Source organism: Serratia sp. D1N4, from assembly GCF_054552755.1.
This window is the reverse complement of record NZ_CM137274.1, coordinates 4,767,159-4,789,936: the sequence shown is the minus strand read 5'-3', so window position 1 is coordinate 4,789,936 and position 22,778 is coordinate 4,767,159. Positions and strand designations below refer to the sequence as shown.

Sequence of the window (22,778 nt, the reverse complement as noted above, 5' to 3'; positions counted from 1 at the left end):
ATGGTATCAGGTGCGATCCCCCTTTCTGTTGTCGAGGAACTCGCATAATTTATGAAGCCCATTTTTAGCAGGGGGCCTTCCCTGCAACTACGACTTTTTTTGGCAGTGATCGCGGCCATCGCCTTGATCGTTGCCGACAGCCGGCTCGGTACGTTTGCTAAAATACGAAACTACATGGATACCGCCGTCAGCCCTTTTTATTTTTTGGCCAATGGGCCGCGTAAAGTTTTGGACAGCGTTTCAGAAACGCTGGCTACCCGCCAACAGCTTGAGCTGGAAAACCGTGCTCTGCGGCAGGAACTGCTGCTGAAAAACAGCGATATTCTTCTTCTTGGCCAATTCAAGCAGGAAAATGCCCGCTTGCGAGAACTGTTAGGCTCGCCGCTGCGCCAGGACGAACACAAAATGGTCACGCAGGTGATGTCGACGGGTTCCGATCCTTACAGCGATCAGGTGGTGATCGACAAAGGTTCGGATAACGGCGTCTATGAAGGTCAGCCGGTGATCAGTGATAAAGGTGTGGTTGGTCAAGTGGTGGCAGTGGCCAAAATGACCAGCCGCGTCTTATTGATTTGCGATGCCTCGCATGCGTTGCCGATTCAGGTGTTGCGTAATGATATCCGCGTGATTGCCGCAGGCAGCGGTTGTGCCGACGATCTGCAACTGGAGCATTTACCAGGTAATACCGATATTCGCGTTGGCGATGTGTTGGTCACCTCGGGTTTGGGCGGCCGCTTCCCTGAAGGTTATCCGGTGGCGGTGGTTTCCTCGGTGAAAGTGGATAACCAGCGTGCCTATACGGTGATTCAGGCGCGGCCAACGGCCGGCCTGCAACGCTTGCGTTATCTGTTGCTGCTGTGGGGCGCCGATCGCAACGGCACCTTGCCGCTGCCGCCCGACGAAGTTCATCGCGTCGCGAACGAACGCCTGATGCAGATGATGCCGCAGGTTCTGCCGCCGGCTGATGCCATGGGCCCGCCGGCCCCATTACCGGCCGCCAGTAACACCGTGCCACCGGCTGCTACCGGGGCAACTACGGGCTCTGGAGCAACACGATGAACCGCTACCGCAGCAACGGGCGTTGGATGATCTGGCTGTCATTTCTTGTGGCGCTGGTGCTGCAGATTATGCCGTGGCCGGAGCAAATCTATATGTTTCGGCCATCCTGGTTGCTGCTGGTTCTGACCTACTGGGTGATGGCGTTGCCGCATCGGGTTAACGTCGGTACCGGCTTTATTCTGGGGCTGGTCATGGATCTGATCCTGGGTTCAACCCTCGGCGTGCGTGCGTTAGCGATGGGTATCATTGCCTATCTGGTAGCCTTTAAATTCCAACTGTTCCGTAATATGGCGCTGTGGCAACAGGCTTTAATTGTGGTGCTGCTGTCGTTGGCGATGGATGTGGTGGTCTTCTGGGCTGAGTTTTTAGTGATCAACGTTTCTTTCCGCCCCGAGGTATTCTGGAGTAGTGTGGTAAACGGTGTGCTCTGGCCGTGGTTGTTCCTGCTGATGCGCAAAATTCGCCGCCAGTTTGCCGTACAATAACAAGGATATACCCAATGAATTTCAAGTTGCTGCTTGAAGGATGAGAGATATATCAATGGTTTCGCTTTATCTTGCATCCGGTTCCCCACGTCGACATGAATTACTGACCCTGCTAGGCGTTCCGTTTGAAATCCTTCTGACGCATACCGAAGAACAACGTCGGAGCCGTGAGGGGGCAGAAAACTATGTCTGCCGTCTGGCGCAGGAAAAAGCCGTAGCGGGAGTGGCGCTGGCAACGCAGGATTGGCCGGTGCTGGGTGCGGATACCATTGTGGTGTTGAATGGTCAGATATTGGAAAAGCCACGAGACAAAGAGGATGCCGCACAGATGTTGGCAGCCTTGTCCGGCAAACGGCATCAGGTGATGACCGCCGTGGCGATCGCCGATCGGCATGACGTGTTGCGTCAGTTGGTGGTGACGGATGTCGTATTCCGCAGCCTGTCATCACAGGATATTCGCGACTATATTGCAACAGGCGAACCGATGGATAAAGCGGGCGCCTATGGAATTCAAGGAAAGGGTGGTTGTTTCGTCAGAACGATAACCGGGAGTTATCACGCGGTAATGGGTTTACCGCTGGTCGAAACACATGAGCTGCTCAGCCATTTTGTCGCATTACGAGATGCAAGAACCGGCCAATAGACTTGCTTGAAAGAGGCAGAGGCAGGCATTATCGACCGGCTCTGAGGAGAAAACATGACAGCTGAGCTACTGGTTAATATCACACCGTCTGAAACGCGAGTTGCTTATATCGACGGTGGTATTCTGCAAGAGATCCACATCGAGCGCGAGGCCAAACGCGGCATCGTCGGCAATATCTATAAAGGGCGTGTCAGCCGGGTGTTACCGGGGATGCAGGCGGCTTTTGTCGATATCGGTCTGGATAAAGCGGCCTTCCTGCACGCCTCCGATATCATGCCGCACACTGAGTGCGTTGCCGGTGACGAGCAAAAAAACTTCCATGTCCGGGATATTGCTGAGCTGGTGCGCCAGGGGCAGGATCTGATGGTGCAGGTGGTGAAAGATCCGCTGGGCACTAAAGGCGCGCGCCTCACTACCGATATTACCCTGCCTTCGCGCTATCTGGTCTTTATGCCAGGTGCCGCTCATGTAGGCGTTTCCCAACGTATTGAAAGTGAAGCCGAGCGTGAACGCTTGAAACGCGCCGTGGTGGGCTATTGCGACGATCTGGGTGGTTTTATCATCCGCACCGCTGCGGAAGGGATCGGCGAAGAAGAGTTGGCGCAGGACGCCGCCTTCCTCAAACGCTTGTGGACCAAGGTGATGGAGCGTAAAAAACGCAACCAGACCAAATACAAGCTGTATGGCGAACTGGCACTGGCGCAGCGTATTCTGCGGGATTTCGCCGGTTCCGCGCTGGATCGGATCCGGGTCGATTCCCGCCTGACCCATGACCAACTGCTGGAATTTACCGGCGAATATATCCCTGATATCACCAACAAGCTGGAGCTGTACACCGGCAGCCAGCCGATTTTCGATCTGTATGATGTAGAAAATGAGATCCAGCGAGCGCTGGAGCGCAAGGTTGAGCTGAAATCCGGTGGTTATCTGATCATCGATCAAACCGAAGCCATGACCACCGTTGATATCAATACCGGTGCTTTTGTTGGCCACCGGAATCTTGATGAAACCATCTTCAATACCAATATCGAGGCGACGCAGGCGATTGCCCGCCAACTGCGGCTGCGTAACCTGGGTGGTATCATCATCATTGATTTCATCGATATGAACAATGAAGAGCACCGCCGCCGGGTATTGCACTCGCTGGAGCAGGCGCTGAGTAAAGATCGTGTGAAAACCACGATCAACGGCTTTTCTCAACTAGGATTAGTTGAGATGACGCGTAAACGTACGCGTGAAAGCATTGAACATGTGCTGTGCAACGACTGCCCAACCTGCAATGGCCGCGGAACGGTAAAAACGGTGGAAACCGTCTGTTATGAGATTATGCGCGAGATTGTGCGTGTACATCATGCTTACGATTCCGATCGCTTCCTGGTTTATGCGTCGGCGGCGGTAGGTGAAGCGTTGAAAGGTGAAGAATCACATGCGCTGGCCGAAGTGGAGATCTTCGTCGGTAAGCAGGTTAAAGTGCAGATCGAACCTTTGTACAGCCAAGAACAGTTTGATGTCGTCATGATGTAAGCGTCTCTCCCGCCCAATGGGCGCAATGAGTGGCGTTGAACTCTGCCAAGCCCGCTGCTTTATCGTGCCGGTGGAGGGGCAACAGTTAAGAAATTCCCGTTGCCAGGCAGCGGATGCAAGGAGAAATGCGTGAGGCGACTGCCCGGGATCCTGTTAGCCACAGGCGCCATTTTGATTGTTATTGTGGCGTTGCTGATCAGCGGGTTGCGTCTGTTGCTGCCTGAGCTGAACAACTATCGCCCTCAATTGCTGGAGAAAGTGCAAGCGCTCTCCGGGATCCCTATTGAGGCCGATTTTGTTCAGGGCAGCTGGGAAACTTTTGGGCCAACGCTGGAAGTTCGCGACATCCGCCTGACCTTGCCAAAAAGCACCATGCAAATTGAACGGGTGACGCTGGCGCTGGACGTGTGGCAATCTCTGCTGCGTTGGCGCTGGCAGTTCCGCGATCTGACCTTCTACCAGTTGCAGCTCGATCTCAACGCCACGCTTGGCGGCGATAGCAATAATGGTAATACCCTCACTCCCAGCCGGATCAGCGATCTGTTCCTTTACCAACTGGATCATTTCGATCTGCGCGATAGCCGCATCTCTTTCCTTACGCCGTCAGGCTCGCGTGCCGAATTCCACATCCCGCAGCTTACCTGGTTGAACAGCCTGAACCGCCACCGCGCCGAGGGGCAGATTAGCCTGTCCACCCTCAATGGGCAGCACGGCGCGGTGCAGCTACGCCTGGATCTGCGTGATGAACAGGGGCTGCTGAATACCGGTATGGTCTATATGCAGGCCGACGATATCGATATGAAACCCTGGTTTAGCCGCTGGCTGAAAACCAATACCGGTCTGGAAAGTGCCGATTTCAGTCTGGCGGCCTGGTTACAACTGAAGAATGGCGAAATTTATGGCGGCAATGTCTTGCTCAAGCAAGGGGTTGCCCGTTGGTCGGCAGCGAATGCGCCACATCAATTGGATGTGGATAATCTGGCACTGGCGTTGAAGCGCGAAGGCAATGGCTGGCAGGTTAATGTGCCGCAGCTGAATCTGAAAACCGACGGCCAGGCTTGGCCGCCGGGTACCTTGGCGGCGCTGTGGTTGCCGGAAAATAACCAGTTTATCGGGCCAAGTCAGAACGAAGAGCTGCGGATCCGTGCGGCCGGGATTCAGCTTGAGCGGCTCGACGCGTTGCTGCCGACTTTTTCTTTCCTCAGCCCAGACTCGCTGGATCGCTGGAAAGACCTGCAACCGCAGGGCAAACTCCGCGCGCTAGCGCTGGATATTCCGCTGAAACAGCCAGAGAAAACCCGTTTTCAGGCACTGTGGCAGGATTTAAGCTGGCAGCATTGGAAACTGCTGCCGGGAATGAATCATTTCTCGGGGGCGTTATCGGGCAGTGTGGAGCATGGCCGTTTGACGCTGGGTTTGCGTGACAGCACGCTGCCTTACGGCGACATGTTCCGCGCTCCGCTGGAGATTAGCCGTGCGCAGGGAGCATTGACCTGGCAGAACAGCGATAAAGGCTGGGAGTTAGCCGGTAGAGATTTGGATGTAAAAGCCAAATCGCTGTGGGTTAACGGTGATTTCCGTTACCAGCAGCCGGCCAATGGCGAGCCTTGGTTAGATATTCTCGCCGGTATCCGCCTGTATGATGGTGCCGATGCCTGGCGTTATTTCCCGGAGCCGCTGATGGGTAAACACCTGGTGGATTACCTCAGCGGCGCCATTCAGGGCGGCCAGGTAGACAATGCCTCACTGATTTATGCCGGTAACCCGCATCAGTTCCCGTACAAACAAAATGACGGTCAGTTCCAGGTTTATGTTCCGCTGCGGCATGCCACTTTTGAATTCCAGCCGGAATGGCCAGCGTTGGAAGATTTGGCGATCGATCTTGATTTCGTCAACGATGGTTTGTGGATGAACGCGCCGCAAACCCGGTTGGGTAAGGTGGCGGGCAGGAATATCACCGCCGTGATCCCGGACTACCTGAAGCAAAAGCTGTTCGTCGATGCGGATATCGCCGGGGCCGGGCAGGATATACAAGACTATTTCCAACAGACGCCGCTGGATCACTCAATAGGGGCGGCATTGGATGAACTGCAGGTGGGCGGAAATGTCAGTGGGCGCTTACACCTTGATATCCCGCTGGACGGGGAGTTGGTGACGGCGACAGGCGAAGTGACGCTGCATAACAATTCATTGCTGGTAAAACCGCTGGCCAGCCAGTTGGAGAATGTGACCGGTAAATTCCGCTTTAATAACGGTAATCTGGATAGCGATACGCTGGCGGCCAACTGGTTTGGCCAACCGCTGGCCATCAACTTCACCACTCAGGAACAGCCGCAGGATTATAAGGTGAATGTGGCGCTGAAAGGTGACTGGCAACCGGCCAAGCTCGAAGGTATACCGCCAGAGGTGGCAAAATCCCTCAAGGGCAGCGCCGCGTGGCAAAGTGAGGTGGCCATCCATCTGCCGCACCAGGGCGAACCCAGCTATGAAGTGGCGGTGAACGCCGATCTGAAAAAAGTGAGCAGTAACTTACCTGCGCCGCTAGACAAACCGGCGGGAGCCGCCTTGCCCGTCAGCGTGAAAGCCAAAGGTGGCCTGCACGGTTTCCTTCTCAGCGGTAACGCGGGTAAGCAAAACCACTTTAACAGCGAATGGTTGCTGGCCGATCAACAGGTAGCGCTGGCCCGTGCCGCGTGGCAAACCGGCGTGAGTGCGGTTCCCGAACTGCCAAAAGACCCATCGCTGATGCTGAATCTGCCGCCGCTGGACGGCGAACAATGGCTGGCACTATTGGCACCGGCGATCAAGCAGAGCGGTGAAGCCGGTAAGGCGGGCAATGTCAGTTTCCCAACCAAGGTTACGCTTAATACGCCGCAGCTTTTATTAGGTGGGCAGGCGTGGCACAACCTCCAGCTTGCGGTGGAAAAACAGCTTGGGGGCATGAGTAGCGTCACCGCCAAGGGGAATGAAATTGATGGCAGCCTGAAGATGCCGGATCGCGGCCCGTGGCGGCTGGATCTCAGCTCTCTTTATTACAATCCGCAGTTTTCTGACGATAAGAACGCTCCAGGCACTACCAACCCGCTGGCGGCTGACAAGATTTCGTTCCAGGGCTGGCCTTCGGTCATGTTGCGCTGCGAATCATGTTGGGTATTAGGGCAGAAGCTGGGCAAAGTTGAAGCCGATATTAAGCATGACGGTGATTCCCTGGTGCTGACGCACGGCCTGGTGGATACCGGCCAAGGCCGGATGACGGTGTCTGGCCTGTGGAAACAGAACGGCCATGAAGAGCGCAGTGCGCTGGAAGGCAAACTGTTGGGCAGCAAGATCGATCAGACAGCCAGCTTCTTTGGCGTCACTATCCCGCTGAAAGACGCCCCTTTTAAGATTGATTTTGATCTGCACTGGCATGGCCAGCCGTGGAAACCGCGGCTCGATACGCTGAATGGCACCATGAAGATCGATCTGGGCAAAGGCGAGATTGACAGTATCGGCGGTGGCCGGGCTGGCCAACTGTTGCGGTTGGTGAGTTTTGACGCCCTGCTGCGCAAGTTGCAGTTCGATTTCAGGGATACTTTTGGTAATGGTTTCTACTTTGACTCCATACGCGGCAACATCTTGACGAAAGATGGCATAATGCATACAGATAATTTATTCATTGATGGCTTGGCAGCCGATATTGCCATGAGCGGCCAGATCGATCTGGTACGTCGCCAGATTGATATGCAGGCGGTGGTTGCGCCGGAACTTTCGGCCACGGTGGGCGTCGCTACGGCGTTTGTGATTAACCCGATTGTCGGTGCGGCGGTGTTTGCCGCCACTAAAGTGCTGGGGCCGTTGTGGAGCAAGATCTCGTTTATTCGCTATGACATCAGCGGTAGTCTGGATCAGCCAAGTATCAATGAGGTGTTGCGTAAGCCAAAAGAGGATAAGGCGCCATGAAAAATGCTAACGTTGCGTTGTTACAACTGTGTAGCGGTGACCAGGTGCGGGACAACCTGGCTCAGATTGAACAGCAAATCAAGCAGCTCAATGCCGGGGTAAAACTGGTCATGACGCCGGAGAATGCTTTGCTGTTTGCCAACTCGGCCGCCTATCGGGAACACGCAGAACAGCAAGGTGATGGGCCGCTGCAGCAGGCGGTGCGTGACATGGCCCGCCGTTACGGCGTCTGGCTGTTGGTGGGTTCCATGCCGCTAATCAGCCGTGAAGATCCGCAACGCATTACCACCAGCAGCCTGTTATTTGACAGCCAAGGCGAGATTCGTGCCCGTTACGACAAAATGCATATGTTCGATGTTGATATCAACGATATGCATGCACATTATCGCGAGTCGGATACCTATCAGCATGGCCAGCAGTTGACGGTGGTCGATACCCCCGTTGGGCGCTTGGGCATGACGATATGCTACGATTTACGTTTCCCAGGCCTGTACCAGGCGCTGCGGGCGCAGGGTGCTGAGCTGATCTCGGTGCCAGCGGCATTTACCCGCCTCACCGGCGAGGCGCACTGGGAAATCCTGCTGCGCGCACGGGCGATTGAGAACCAATGTGTGATCCTGGCTCCGGCACAGGTAGGGCGCCATGGTGCCACCCGCCGCACCTGGGGCCATTCCATCGCGGTTGACGGTTGGGGTAATGTGCTGGCAGAAAACGCCGATGCCGTCTCCGCGCTGAAAGTGCGTGTGGATATTGGCGCATTGAAAACCATTCGCGCCCAGATGCCAGTGATGCAGCACAACCGATTCCAGCCGTCGCTGATCGCGCCGGTTGAACCCTCCTCCTCACATCAAGAGTGAAAAAACTATGAGCCTGACGTTTGTCAGTGAGCAATTACTCGCTGTAAATAAGCTGAGTCACCAAGACCTGTTCTCCGTATTGGGTCAACTGGCCGAACGCCGCCTCGATTATGCCGATCTCTATTTTCAGTCCAGCTACCATGAGAGCTGGGTGATTGAGGACAGCATTATCAAAGATGGCTCTTACAATATCGATCAGGGCGTTGGCGTGCGCGCCGTCAGCGGTGAGAAAACCGGTTTTGCCTATGCAGACCAGATCACCCTGAATGCCCTGAATCAGAGTGCCCATGCCGCACGCAGTATTGTGCGCGACAGCGGTAATGGCAAAGTCCATACCTTGGGTGAAATCAGCCATCAGGCGCTGTATCCGTTGCTCGATCCGCTGCAAAGCTTGCCGCGCGAAGAGAAAATCGCCTTGCTGCACCGGGTGGATAAAGTGGCGCGCGCCGCAGACAAGCGCGTACAGGAAGTGACGGCCAGTATCACTGGCGTGTATGAGCAGATACTGGTGGCAGCTACCGATGGCACGCTGGCGGCGGACGTTCGCCCGCTGGTGCGTTTCTCCGTCAGCGTGCTGGTGGAAGAAGACGGCAAGCGCGAGCGGGGTGCCAGCGGCGGCGGTGGCCGTTTCGGCTATGACTACTTCCTGGAAGTGGTCGACGGCGAAGTGCGTGCCGATGCGTTTGCTAAAGAAGCGGTACGCATGGCGCTGATCAACCTCTCTGCGGTTGCCGCCCCCGCTGGCACCATGCCGGTGGTATTGGGCGCCGGTTGGCCGGGTGTACTGCTGCATGAAGCGGTCGGCCACGGGCTGGAAGGCGATTTCAACCGCCGCGGCACCTCCGTATTCAGCGGCCAGATGGGCCAACTGGTGGCTTCCGAACTCTGTACCGTGGTGGATGATGGCACGCTTCAGGGCCGCCGAGGTTCATTGGCGATTGATGATGAAGGGGTGCCAGGCCAGTACAACGTGCTGATCGAAAACGGCATTCTGAAAGGTTACATGCAGGATAAACTCAACGCGCGCCTGATGGGCGTTGCGCCTACCGGCAACGGCCGCCGTGAGTCTTATGCTCATCTGCCGATGCCGCGCATGACCAACACCTATATGCTGGCGGGCAAATCGACGCCGGAAGATATCATTGCCAGCGTCGAATACGGCTTGTATGCGCCGAATTTTGGCGGTGGCCAAGTGGATATCACTTCAGGCAAGTTCGTGTTCTCCACCTCCGAAGCCTATCTGATCGAAAACGGTCGCATCACTAAACCGGTGAAAGGCGCGACGCTGATCGGCTCCGGCATTGAAGCGATGCAGCAAATCTCAATGGTCGGTAACGATCTGGCGCTGGATAAAGGCGTCGGCGTGTGCGGTAAAGAAGGACAAAGCTTGCCGGTCGGCGTCGGCCAACCCACGCTGAAGCTGGATTCATTGACCGTCGGCGGCACAGCGTAACTCGATTTAAACGATGGGATGCGCTTTCTGCATCCATGGGGGCGTAAGCCTAATGCCGGTCAGTTAAGCGCAAAACTGCACAATCATGCGCAATGGCTAAAGGAGTCGCCCCCTCTCCCTGTGGGAGAGGGCCGGGGTGAGGGGCTTGTAGTGCGGTGTTCGTCCCCTCACCCTAACCCCAAGGGAGAGGGAACTGGTTAGCCTTAACTGACAAGCATTAGGGCGAAAGCCCCCTTTTTTATGTTTTTTGTACAGATTTAAAAAATTACTGAACGGTATAATTTACTGCCGTTATCATCTGCCACAAATGAAACGAACTGCTTCAAAATTTTTTTAGATATTTATCACTGAATAAAGCGGGAATAATCTTGCTTAGTGCTAACTGAGTGCAATGAATAACAAAAGTAGAGACTTGTTTGGTACTGGCCTACATGGTTAGAATGCGCGCGAATCATTAAAGTGACTTATCTGAATGGACTCAGTAGCAACGGATCGCAGCAATATTCCAATGTATCCTGTTCTTTTGGCGCACATCTACATGCCCAGCCACTTCCCTTCTATGTCACTGTGAGCAGCCTTCAACTTGCTTCTGGCAGTGTTGTCATCCAAATCAATTAATTGATTAAGCTCAGCAGGATAAATACGCCTCATTTGCGGGCCAGCGTTTGCGTTGGTTGGCAACTTGGGATCCTGCGGATAGTTCTATTACAAAAACAATGAGTTGTTTTTAGTTAAATTTATCAAGGGATAAGATGAACCACAATTACGGTAACCCTCTGGCGTTGTTCTTCAAGGCCAGCCTCTTCTGTTTGGCGACACAGCCTGTGTCGCTGGTGTCAGCCAATATGCTCTCACCTGCCGCGCCACAGAATGCGGCGGCCATTGATGCCCAAGAGCAAAGTCGGCAGCAAGAAAGGGAACGGGTTTTACAGCAGCAAAATACCCCGCAAACCGATGTGCGTCTCACTCGGCCAACGGCGTCATTGCCGGATTATCCGGTTGATGAATCTCCGTGTTTTACGATTAATACCTTTACGTTGGTCGGGGACGAAGCCAGTCGTTTCCAATGGGCGCTGGACGCTGCCGATGGCGCGAAAGGCCGTTGCTTAGGGTCGCAAGGGATCCTGCTGGTGATCAACAAAGTCCAGAATGCCATTTTGGAGCAAGGGTACGTCACCACGCGCGTGATGGCGCAAGAGCAGGATCTCACCAAAGGCGTCTTTACGCTCACGCTCCAGCCCGGCCGTATTGCCAACATTCACTTTGCTGAGCCGGTGTCTTACCGCGCCAGACTGTGGAATGCCGTGCCAGCGCGCTCAGGGGACATCCTTAGCCTGCGTGATATCGAGCAGGCTTTAGAGAACTTCAAACGTGTTCCGAATGTTGAGGCGGATATCCAGATTGTGCCGGGGGCACAAGAAGCGACCAGCGATCTGCTGATCGCCTGGAAAGAGAGCCGCCCTTTCCATCTCAGCGTTGGGCTGGACGACAGCGGCTCTGACAGCACCGGTAAGTACCAGGGCTCAACCACCCTGTCGATCGATGCGCCCTTTGCCCAGAACGATCTTTTCTATGTCAACCTCGGCAGAAGCCTGTTCCGCGATGGGCCCTATGACAGCCGCTCGAATACGGTGAACTACACCTTTCCTGTGGGTTACTGGAGCTTCTCCGCCAACTACAACGACTACGACTATCACCAGAATATTGCCAACGCCAACGAGATCCTCAGCTACAGCGGCAAAAGCGAAAACGCGCAATTCACCGTCTCCCGTTTGTTGTTCCGCAATCAGGTACACAAAACCACGCTGAATCTGCGTGGTTATCGCCGCCATTCGACCAACGCAGTTGACGACATTGAACTTACGCAACAGGAACGGCGTGCAACAGGCTGGGAACTGGGGTTCAACCAGCACAGCTACCTCGGTGATGCCACGTTGGATGCCAACCTCAATTGGCGGCGCGGCATCGGCGCTTTTGGTGCCCTGCGTGTACCGGAAGAAGATAATAACGAAGGCACATCGCGCCCGAGCCTGGTCACCGGGGATATCAGCCTGAATCAGCCATTTCCAATGGGCCAGTCAATCCTGGCGTTATAACACCAGCCTGCGTGGGCAATGGAGCAATCAACCGCTAATCCCACAGGATCGGCTGTCAATTGCTGGGCGTTACACGGTGCGTGGGTTTGATGGCGAGCAGAGCTTATCCGGTGAGAAAGGCCTGATCTGGCGTAACGAACTGGCCTGGAAGGTGTTAGCAAGTGAGCATGAGCTGTATTGGGGCGTGGACACTGGCCGGGTAGATGGCCCAGGGACGCGCAATTTGGCTGGGCAACAGTTGACGGGCAGCGCCATCGGCCTGCGCGGTGCCTTGTGGCAGCGCTTCAGCTACGACCTGTTTGCTGGCGTGCCGATCGACAAACCGGAAAGCTTCCACACCTCGGGTGTGACCACCGGTTTCAGCATCAACCTGCAAATCTAGCGATCGCTGCACAAAAGCACTCGTAGACGCCTTTTTACTGATTTTATTAGAGAATTCGCTCCATGAATAAGCATTGCTACCGCATCATTTTCAGCCGTACTCAAGGTGAGTTGAGGGTGGTGTCAGAACTGGCCCGCAGTTGTAGCACCCAGCCTGGGCAAAGCCGCAGTGCCGGGGGCGCTCGCCTGTGGGTCACCGTGCGCCGCTCCTTGTGGCTGATTGGACTGGCCTTGTGTACCGAGCCGGTGCTTGCCAACGGCATTGTGGCGGATGGCCAACTGGCACCCGCGCAGCGCCCGGAAGTGATCAACACCCAGAACGGCTTGCCGCAGGTCAATATCAATGCGCCGAATCAGGCCGGGGTATCACACAACCAGTACCAGCAGTTTGATGTTGGCCAGCAAGGGGCGATCCTCAATAACTCTGCGGTGATGACCTCTACCCAACTGGCAGGCTATATCCAGGGTAACGCCAAGCTCAACCCAAATGCGGCACCCGCCAAAGTCATCATCAATGAAGTCAACAGCAACAACCCTAGCCAACTGCGCGGTTTTCTGGAAGTCGCGGGCGGCAAGGCACAAGTGGTGGTGGCTAACCCGTCGGGCATTATGTGTGACGGCTGTGGCACCATCAATGCCGGGCGCATGACATTGACCACCGGTAAACCGCAGCTGAATGCGGATGGCAGTGTGGCGGGTTACCGCGTTGAGCGTGGGGTGATTCAGGTTCAAGGCGGCGGCCTGAATGGTGATTCGCGTCACGATACCGAATATGTCGATATTCTGGCGCGAGCGGTGCAGGTGAACGCCGGGGTTTGGGCGAAAGAAGGCGTTTCTGTGGTGGCAGGGCGCAACCAGATCGGCGCAGATGGCAAAACGGCCACTGCACTGGCAGGCAGTGATGGCAATGCCCCTGAGTTGGCGATCGACATGGGCCAGATGGGCGGCATGTACAGCGGCCATATCCGCATGGTCGGTACAGAAGCCGGGGTGGGTGTACGCAATCAGGGCGGGCATTTGCAGGCCGAAAAGACCCTGGTGGTGAGCAGCGAAGGCAAGCTTACCTGGCAGGCTGGCACGGCGGAGCCTTACACGCAGGCCGGGAGCGATATCACCCTCGCCGCTAAAGACAGCGTTGAGCATCATGGCAAACTGTACAGCGGTGGCCAGCTCAGCGTGCAAAGCCGCCAGGGTGAGATCACACAATCTGGCACCTTGGCCGCGGCGGGCAATGTCACGCTGCAAGCCGCGCAGGCGATCCAGAGCAGCGGCCATCTGTTAGCAGGCAGTGATGCAAACAGCACCCTGATCCGCCCGGCGGATTTAACGCTCGAGAGCCAGGCGGATATTCGTGCCAGCGGCAGCCTGATGAGCCAGAAAAAGGTGAGCGTTACCGGCCGCAAGGTGGATATCAGCCAGAGCCGTGTGGCGGCCGAGCAGGCAGTATTGACGGCGTTTGCCGGGGATGTTGCCCTGCAACAGGCGCAGGTGGATAGCCAGCAGTTCACGGTGAACAGCCAGAGCAATATTTACTCGCAGCAGGCGCAAATCCGCGCGGGCAGTTGGCAAATCACCGCCGATAGCCTGTTTAACCAGGCGGGTATCTGGTCACAGGTGGGGGCCGGTGAAAGCCGTTTTGCCCTGACCGGGGCGTTGGATAATACCGATGGCAGCATTGAAACCCAACAGCTCAGCCTGAATAGCGCCACCCTCAACAACCTGCGTGGCCGACTGGTGGCGTTGGACGGTACCGCGCAGCATTGGCGTGTCAGTGGTCTGCTGGCTAACCAGTCAGGGATTATAGGTAGCAACGGCAGCTTACAGCTGGATCTCGGTGCGTTAGACAACCAGCAGGGCACACTGCAAAGCCAGTCACATCTGGCGCTCATTACACAGCAAGGCGCGGATAACCGCCAGGGCAAGTTACTGTCGGGGGCGAATTTAACCCTGAACAGCCAAGGCGTTCTGAATAACAGTGCCGGTGAGATCCGTGGCCAGAACCTGCAACTCGCTGCGCAAGCACTGAATAACGCTCAAGGCCAAGTCATCAGTCAAGGGGGAATACGTCTTGACGCTCGCCAGTCGATCGATAACCAGCAAGGGCTGATAGAAGCGGGCGATGCGTTGGATGCCAGCACCGCAGGGAACTGGGATAACCGCAAAGGCACCGCGCTGGGGGCGAAGCAGGCCAATGTCACGGCAGGCAGCCTGGATAACACCGCAGGCAAGCTGCAATCGGGCGGCGAGTTAACTTTTAACACCACCGGCAATATCAACAACCAATCGGGCATCCTGACGGCGCAGCAAAACCTCTATTGGCAAGGTAGTGCGCTCAGTCTGTTTAATAACGATGAGGGCAAGCTGTTAAGCGGAGGGGCGCTGTCACTGAACGGCGGGCAACTGAACAACCGCCAGCAAGGGCTGGTGCAAAGCCAGCAGGCGCTGACCTTGAACCTTGCCGGGGCGTGGGACAACCAGGGCGGCAAGCTGGCCAGCGGGGGCAGCAGCACGCTGCGTGCGCTCAGCCTGCTCAATGCGCAGGGTGAGATCCAGGCGTTAGACTCGCTGGATATGCAGTTCACCCGTGCACTGGATAACCGCAACGGCAACATCATCAGCCAACGGGCACAGCGCTTGCAGGCCGAGAATATCTTTAACACCCAAGGGTGGATTGGCAGCCTGGGCACGCTGACGGCAATCAGCCAAGGTTTTGATAACCAACAGGGTGAAGTGGTCAGCCAGCAGGATGCTGATTTAACCGCTACCACGTGGAATAACCAATACGGCACATTGCAATCTGCCGCCAATCTGGTGCTGCGCACGGCGCAAGACATCACCAACCAGGGCGGGAAGATCAGCGCACAAGCCCGCCTGTGGCTGCAAGGGCTCACCAACGCTACGCCTGCCGGGGTGCTACACAACGCGGGTGGGCAACTGCTGGCGGGGGAGCAGCTCTGGATCCAGGCTCAGGGCATTGATAACCAGCAACATGGCCTGCTCTATAGCCAGAAACAGCTGCAGTTAACGCTAAACGATACGCTGGATAACCGCCTAGGCAAACTGCAAAGTGGCGAAGGGATGCAGATCAGCGCTGCACAGCTGCTGAACGCCCAAGGGGTGATTGATAGCCAACAACAGCTCAATCTGCAGCTTTCTGGCGTTTTGGATAATACCCAGGGCACGCTGCGTGCCAATCAGGCGCAACACATCTCGGCCGATCGTTTATTGAACGCTCAAGGGGTGATCAGCAGCCTGGGGAGCCTCCAGCTTACGACCCACCAGTTGGACAACGCCACAGGTATGGTGATCAGCCAAGGCGCAGGCGATTATCATTTCAGCACCCTCAATAATCAGCAGGGTAAAATCCACAGCGGCGGTGCGCTCACGCTGAGCGGCGGCAGCGTGGATAACCAGGCGGGCCAATTGGTCTCCAGCCAGGCACTGACGCTCAACGGCGATAGCGTGGATAACCGCAACCAAGGGATCATCAGCAGCCAGGGCGCATTGACCGTGAATGCCCAGCAGGTGAACAACCGCGACGGTGGCCTGCTGATTGGCACCACGCAGACCGACGTGAATACGCGCACTCTGGATAACACCGCCGGACGCGTGCAGAGCGCAGGCACCCTGACGCTGTCGCAACTGGATTCGCTGGATAACCGTCAAGGGTATCTGCTCGCCAATAACGCGCTGAGCATCAGTGGCGGATCTTTGTCGCTGTTTAACCAGGGCGGTAACATCCAAAGCGGCGGGACATTAACGGTCGCGACTCAATGGCTGGATAACCAATCGGGCACTCTGCTCAGCCAGCAGGCGCTGCAACTGAGCGTGCAGCAGGATTACACCCACCGCGCTGGGGATACCATTAGCAGCAACAGCGCAGTGACCTTCAGCGTCGCAGGCGTGTTGACCAACCTGGCGGATTGGTTACTGCCGGGCGATCTGACGCTTTACAGCGCTCATTTAAACAACCTGGCCAGCCTGGTGGCTAACCAGCTGCATCTGACCACCGGGGCGTTGACCAACCAGGGACGTATCGAAGCCGATACGTTAACCATTAATGCCGATAGCCTGGATAACCAGACCACGCTGATGGCGGATAATCTGGCGGTTAATAGCCGGATCATCGACAACCATGGCCGCGCAGCACTGATTGCCGCCACGGAAAACATCAGCCTGATAACCGGCGAGCGGTTAACCAACCGCGACGGCGCACTGATTTACAGCGCCGGAACGTTGCAGTTGGCAAGCGGCGATCTGATTGAAAACCGTGCCAGCAATATTGAGGCGGAAGGGGATCTGACCCTGACCGCCAAACGCTTCGACAACCTGCGTGAAGGGCTGGAAATTGTGCGTGACGCGGAAACCAGCGACTACAGCTGGCACCGTTACCACTACTACTGGCGTTCTTACGGTGAAGATGTCAATACTGATGTTGGCACCATGGCACCGACCACTCAGCAGTTGACCTTCCGCGATGATACGACGGCCGCCAGCAATCCGTATGGCACCCTGCTGAATATTGATGCTGCCACCAAGCGGGCGGAAGTGCAGGTGAAGGACAATCAGGGGCAACTGATCAGCCTGTGGGTGAATTACCTGGCCCTGATCCCGAATGCCGATGGCAGCTATGCCATGACGTTTTACGAAACGCGTGGATGGAACCAGCGCACGACCATTCCAACTCCCTATCAAAACGCTTTCCACTGGGAACACGACTGGGTGCAAGTCATGACGTGGGATCCGGAACAGCATATTGATATCGGTATAGCGCCATTTGTCGCTGACTACAACAACCTCCGTGAGCGCACGGCGACCGGCACAGTGACCCGCGACAAATTGGTCTCGGCTGGCGTTGGGGCGACCCTGCTCTCCGGTGGCAATATGGCTTTGCATATTGGTGAACAACTGCTGAATGACGCCAGCACCATCAGCAGCAACGGGAACCTGGCGATTGACGGCACCGCCAATATTATTAACCGAGGTTATTCGGTGAATGAACGGCGGCAGGAGTTTATCGTCGATCACTACGACAGAGCGGAAACTCACTGGTACCCAACCTACAATCTGGATGAAACCACCGCCTTGATGACCATTGACGGGGTGATCAGCGGCTACGGCGACGTGACGATCGGCGGTGCGCATCTGGAAAACACCACGGTCAATCAGGCACAGATCAGCGCCGTAGAAGCGGCGCAGAATGCCGCGGCGGCCGAGCGCGCCGAATGGGAGCGCAACCCGCTGGCGGTCAACGTTGAGGGTGGAGCTTGGCAGGCCGCAGATACCGGTTTGGCAGCAGGTAGCCGGCCATTGACGCCGGGAGAGCTGGCGTTAACCGATAAACAGCATCTGGCCAGCGTGGCAACCACTATTCCCAACAATGGCCTGTTCCGCCAGCAAGCAGCAGCCAACAGTCCGTTCCTGGTGGTGACCGACCCGCGTTTTGCCAACAAGAACAATTTCCTCAGCAGTGACTATCTGTTGCAGCGCGTAGGTTATGACCCAAGTCAGGTGCATAAACGCCTGGGAGACGGTTACTACGAGCAACGGGTGGTACGTGAACAATTGCTGATGCTGACCGGCCGCCCATCGTTGAAGGGTGACGATGCGATGGCGCAATACCAGGCGCTGATGAATAACGCTACCTTGGTGGCGGAAGACTTCCATCTGGTGCCTGGTGTCGCGCTCACACCGTCACAGATTGCCGCCTTGCAGCAGGATATCGTCTGGTTGGTGAGCGAAACGGTAGAGACGGCCGAGGGGCCGCAGATCGTGTGGGTACCGAAAGTCTATCTGGCCAACAGTACAATCCGTGTGACGGGAGATGGCGCAGTGATTGCCGGGGGCAACCTCCAGTTATCCACCGGCAGCCTCAGCAATGCGGGCAACCTGTTTGCCGACAAAGCCATGAGCATTGATACCGGCACGTTCCTGCACCAGGGGGGCGAACTTCGAGCAGACACCATCAATGTGCAGGCCGACAGCATCAGCCTGAGTACCAACCTGCAAGATGCCTTGCGCCAGGCGAGCATGAGTGCGCGTGAACTCAGCCTGAGCGGTGGCGATATCAGCCTGCAAGGCGCGAAGCTGAGCGCCACCGAAAACCTGAGCCTGAGTGCCAGCAATAGCATTAACATCACCACCGCGCGCAGCAGCACCACGGCGGATGTGAGTGTGATCTCCGGCGCAATGGGCAACCGTAAACGCGAAGGGATGGAAGAGGCCGGGGAGCGGAAGGCGCAGGTGAGCGGTGAATGGCAGCAGGCATTGGGCAGCAGCCTGACGGCTGGGGGCAACCTTAACCTGAAGGCGGGCCAGGACATTACTCTGCAAGGCAGCCAGGCCAGCGCCAGCGGCAAAACGCAGGTTCAGGCGGGTGGTAATGTGTCGTTACTGGCGGACACCACCACCAACAGCACGCATCTGGAAGCCAACAGCCGCACCTCGACGGTGAGCAACAGCCGTCAGGCGGACACGCTGCACACCAGCGGATTAAGCGGTGACAATGGCGTCACCATCCTGGCTGGCGGCAACTTTGTGGCCGAAGGGGCACAAGTGGAGAGTGCGTCGGGCAGCATCGGGCTGAGCGCACAGCAGGTGACGATTAAAGAAGCCCGCCAGCAGGTAAGCGACATCGACAGCGAACAAAACAAGGTGGGCAAATCGCAAAGTCAGCGCCAGAGCGAGATCACCAGCGATACTTCTCACGGTAGCTTGTTCAGCGCCAAAGAGGGGGTAACGGTGATCGCTGAACAGGGGGATATCCTGTTACAAGGCAGCACGTTGCAAAGTGAGAAAGGGACGATAGGGCTGAAGGCAGCCGGGGATATCTCGCTGAATGCCAGTCAGGATGAACAGCATCTGACGCAGCAGGGTAGCAGCAGCAGTAAAGGGTTCCTGAGCAGCAAACAGAGTGCCTATCAGCGTGAAGAGCACAGCAGCACGGCCAATGGCAGCCTGCTGAGCGGCCAGGAAGTGATCCTGCAAAGTGGCAAGGATATCAATGTGCAGGGCAGCAGTATTGTCGCTACCGACGATATCTCACTGACGGCGAAGAACAACATCACTGTGGATACGGCGGAAAACCAGTATCAGTCGAGTGCGGCGAGCCAGAGCAAGAAATCCGGCCTCTCCGGCACCGGTGGGATAGGTTTCAGCTACGGCACGCAAAGCCTGAAGACCACCGACACCGAGAACAGCATCAGCCACACCGGCAGTACGATAGGTAGCACCCAAGGCAATGTGACGTTAAACGCAGGCAATGCTTTGACGGTGAAAGGCTCGGACCTGCTGGCAGGGAAAGACATCAGCCTGACGGGTAAAGAAGTGAATATTCTGGCGGTTGAGAACCAGAGTAGCCAGAGCCACAGCGTTGAACATAAACAGAGTGGGTTGACGCTGGCGTTGTCGGGTGCGGCAGGCGGTGCGGTGAATACTGCAGTGAGCACCGCGCAGCAGGCGCAGAAAGAAACTGACAGCCGCCTGGCGGCGTTGCAGGGCACCAAAGCGGCTTTGTCTGGCGTGCAGGCGGGCCAAGCGGTGGCATTGGAGCAGGCCAAAGGCGGCAATCTCGCCAATACCGTGGGGGTCAGTGCCTCATTGGGGAGCCAGAAGTCCAGCTCTGAGTCCCATTCACAATCCACAACGATCACCGGCTCAACGCTGACGGCGGGTAACAACCTCTCCGTCACGGCCACAGGTAAAGGTAACAGCGCCAACAGCGGGGATATTGTGATTGCGGGTAGCCAGTTGAAAGCGGGTGGAGATACCACGCTCACCGCTGAACGCGATGTGCTGCTCAGCGGCGTGGCCAACACCCAACAAAGCAGCGGCAAAAACAGCAGCAGCGGTTTTGGTGTGGGGGTGGATGTATCAACCGCAGGTGTGGCGGTTTCTGCCAACGCCAACAAGAGTCAGGGTTCTGAGAAAGGTAACGGCACCCAATGGACGGAAACCACACTCGACAGCGGTGGTAAAGTGAACATCACCAGCGGACGCGACACCACGCTAACTGGTGCGCAGGTGAGTGGCGACAGCGTGAAGATGGACGTTGGGCGTGACCTGACGCTGAGCAGCCAGCAGGATAGCGATCGTTACGATGCGAAACAGACCAGCGTATCGGGTGGGGTGTCGGTACCGATTACTGCTGGCGTCGGCAGTGCGCAGTTCTCGACCAGCCGTGACAAGTTGCAGAGCAACTATGACAGCGTGCAGGAGCAGACGGGTATTTACGCTGGCAAAGGTGGTTTTGATATTACGGTGGGTGAGCATACCCAGCTCAATGGGGCGGTGATTGGCTCAACGGCGACGGCCGATAAGAACAAGCTCGATACGGGTACGCTGGGCTTTAGCGATATTGAGAACAAGGCGGAGTTCAAGACCGAACATCAGGGCGGCAGTTTTAGCACCAGTGGCAGCATCCTGGGCAATGTGCTGTCAAACAGCAATAACCTGTCGCTGGCCGGTGCCAATAACAGTGGTCATGCGGAAGGCACTAGCCAGGCAGCGGTCAGTGAGGGTACGATTATCATCCGTGACCAGGCTAAGCAGAAACAGGATGTGGCAGAGCTGAGTCGTGATGTCGAGAATGCGAACGGCAGCATTGCGCCGATTTTTGATAAGGAAAAGGAGCAGAACCGGCTGAAGCAGGCGCAGCTGATAGGGGAGATTGGTGGTCAGGCGATAGATATCATCCGGACACAGGGTGATATCAACGGGCTTGAAGCGGCGCTGAAGGCCAATCCGAAGCTCAAAGGTAATGCTGAAGAGTTACGTAAAACTGATGCCTACAAAGCAGAAATGCAGAAATACGGCACCGGCAGCGACGTGCAGAAAGCAGCGCAGGCCGTCACAGCAGCGTTGCAGGGCCTTGCCGGTGGCAATATGGCCGCAGCCATTGCTGGTGGGTTAAGCCCGTATGCGGCAGAGCAAATCAAGAAGTATACGGGGGATAATGATACCGCCAACGTGCTGGCTCACGCTGTGTGGGGCGCGATAGGGGCAGAGATGAGCGGCAACTCTGCTGCTGCCGGGGCAGCGGGTGCGGCAGGTGGAGAACTGGCGGCGCGTTATCTGGCTGGCCAGTTGTATGGCGCAGACACGGATGAGAAAATCGCCAAGCTGAGTGAGGAGCAGAAGCAGAATATCAGCGCGCTGTCGACGCTGGCGGCAGGGTTGGCGGGTGGTGTGACCGGTGATAGCAGTGCCAATGCCCTGGCAGGAGCACAGGCCGGTAAGAACGCGGTGGAGAATAACTTCCTGAAGGTTGTAGCTGAAGGTTGTGCCATCGCTGCCCCATGTCGTAGCAAGGTTGCAGAGCAGTTGCTGGAGATCGGAGCTAAGGCGGGTATTGCAGGGCTGGCAGGGGCAGCGGTGAAGGATATAGCGGACAAGATGACGTCCGATGAACTGGAGCATCTTGTTACCTTGAAAATGATGGGTAACGATGAGATCACCAGTAAATATCTGAGTTCGCTTCAGGATAAATATGCACCAGATACAGCCTCGAACCCGAATATAGGCAAGGATCTGACTGATGAACAGAAGAAAGAGCTGGGTGGTTCGGGGTCTGGAACAGGAACACCACCACCGCCAGAAAATGACCCGAACAAATCTGAAGAGAAAAAAGTCGATAAGCTGAATCAGAAGCAAGAAAGTGCTATCAAGAAGATTGATAACACTATAAAAAATGCTCTGAAAGATCATGATATAACAGGAACCCTCAAGGATATGGATGGTAATCCTGTTCCTAAAGAGAGTGGTGGTCATTGGGATCATATGCAGGAAATGCAAAACACTCTCAGGGGATTGCGGAACCATGCGGATACGTTGAAAAACGTAAATAACCCTGAGGCTCAGGCTGCATATGGCAGAGCAACTGACGCCATTAATAAAATAGAATCAGCCTTGAAAGGATATGGGATATGATTACCTTCCGTAAATTGATAGGAAACATCAACTTAACGAAGGATCCAAGTCAACAATCTCCGCTTGAACTATGGTTCGAACGCGTCATTGACATACCTATCGAAGAGTTGGCCGTAGAAGATCTTTGCCGTGCCATTCGGCAGGATCTATGTGTTGATCAGTTGATGCCAAGAGTTTTGGGTGTTCTGACTGAAGATCCGCTGGCTGGAGAATATTATGATGGTGAACTTATAGCAGCTTTATCGACGATAAAAGGCGAAGATCTAAAAGATCATAAACGTACTTTTGTCCAAATAAAGCAGCTTATAAGTCAGTTAGAACCTTCGGATATTAACGACGACTTAAGAAAAGATATATTAAAAATCAATCAAATAATCGTATAACTGACCCCGGCCAACTGGCCGGGGGTGT

9 protein-coding genes and 1 pseudogene are annotated in these 22,778 nt (G+C 55.9%); all 10 read left to right on the top strand.

Annotated elements, in window-relative coordinates:
- Positions 1-51 precede the first annotated feature (51 nt).
- Complete coding sequence (gene mreC / locus ACX1CU_RS21445) at positions 52-1,059, top strand: rod shape-determining protein MreC (RefSeq protein WP_459400236.1); 1,008 nt, start codon at positions 52-54, stop codon at positions 1,057-1,059.
- Entirely contained in the window at positions 1,056-1,544 is a 489-nt protein-coding gene (gene mreD / locus ACX1CU_RS21440) for a rod shape-determining protein MreD (protein WP_459400235.1), read from the top strand. The genes mreC and mreD overlap by 4 nt, the downstream gene beginning before the upstream one ends.
- 55 nt (positions 1,545-1,599) lie before the next feature.
- Positions 1,600-2,187 (top strand): Maf family protein, encoded by a 588-nt coding sequence (locus tag ACX1CU_RS21435; protein WP_459400234.1) that lies wholly within the window; start codon positions 1,600-1,602, stop codon positions 2,185-2,187.
- A gap of 54 nt (positions 2,188-2,241) precedes the next feature.
- Entirely contained in the window at positions 2,242-3,711 is a 1,470-nt protein-coding gene (rng, locus tag ACX1CU_RS21430) for a ribonuclease G (RefSeq protein WP_459400233.1), read from the top strand.
- Positions 3,712-3,840: 129 nt separating this feature from the next.
- Positions 3,841-7,653, top strand: coding sequence for an AsmA2 domain-containing protein YhdP (gene yhdP / locus ACX1CU_RS21425; protein ID WP_459400232.1), 3,813 nt, complete (start codon positions 3,841-3,843; stop codon positions 7,651-7,653).
- Positions 7,650-8,510 carry a deaminated glutathione amidase gene (nit1, locus tag ACX1CU_RS21420; protein ID WP_459400231.1) on the top strand — a complete coding sequence of 287 codons (861 nt, stop codon included), beginning with the start codon at positions 7,650-7,652 and terminating at the stop codon, positions 8,508-8,510. The genes yhdP and nit1 overlap by 4 nt, the downstream gene beginning before the upstream one ends.
- Before the next feature lie 7 nt (positions 8,511-8,517).
- On the top strand, positions 8,518-9,963 hold the full coding sequence (gene tldD, locus ACX1CU_RS21415) for a metalloprotease TldD (RefSeq protein WP_459400230.1): 1,446 nt from the start codon (positions 8,518-8,520) through the stop codon (positions 9,961-9,963).
- An 845-nt stretch (positions 9,964-10,808) separates the two neighbouring features.
- Positions 10,809-12,441, top strand: a pseudogene (locus tag ACX1CU_RS21410) (ShlB/FhaC/HecB family hemolysin secretion/activation protein).
- A 62-nt stretch (positions 12,442-12,503) separates the two neighbouring features.
- Entirely contained in the window at positions 12,504-22,367 is a 9,864-nt protein-coding gene (locus tag ACX1CU_RS21405) for a hemagglutinin repeat-containing protein (RefSeq protein ID WP_459400229.1), read from the top strand.
- Positions 22,364-22,750 carry a contact-dependent growth inhibition system immunity protein gene (locus ACX1CU_RS21400; protein WP_293649306.1) on the top strand — a complete coding sequence of 129 codons (387 nt, stop codon included), beginning with the start codon at positions 22,364-22,366 and terminating at the stop codon, positions 22,748-22,750. The genes ACX1CU_RS21405 and ACX1CU_RS21400 overlap by 4 nt, the downstream gene beginning before the upstream one ends.
- Positions 22,751-22,778: the final 28 nt, after the last annotated feature.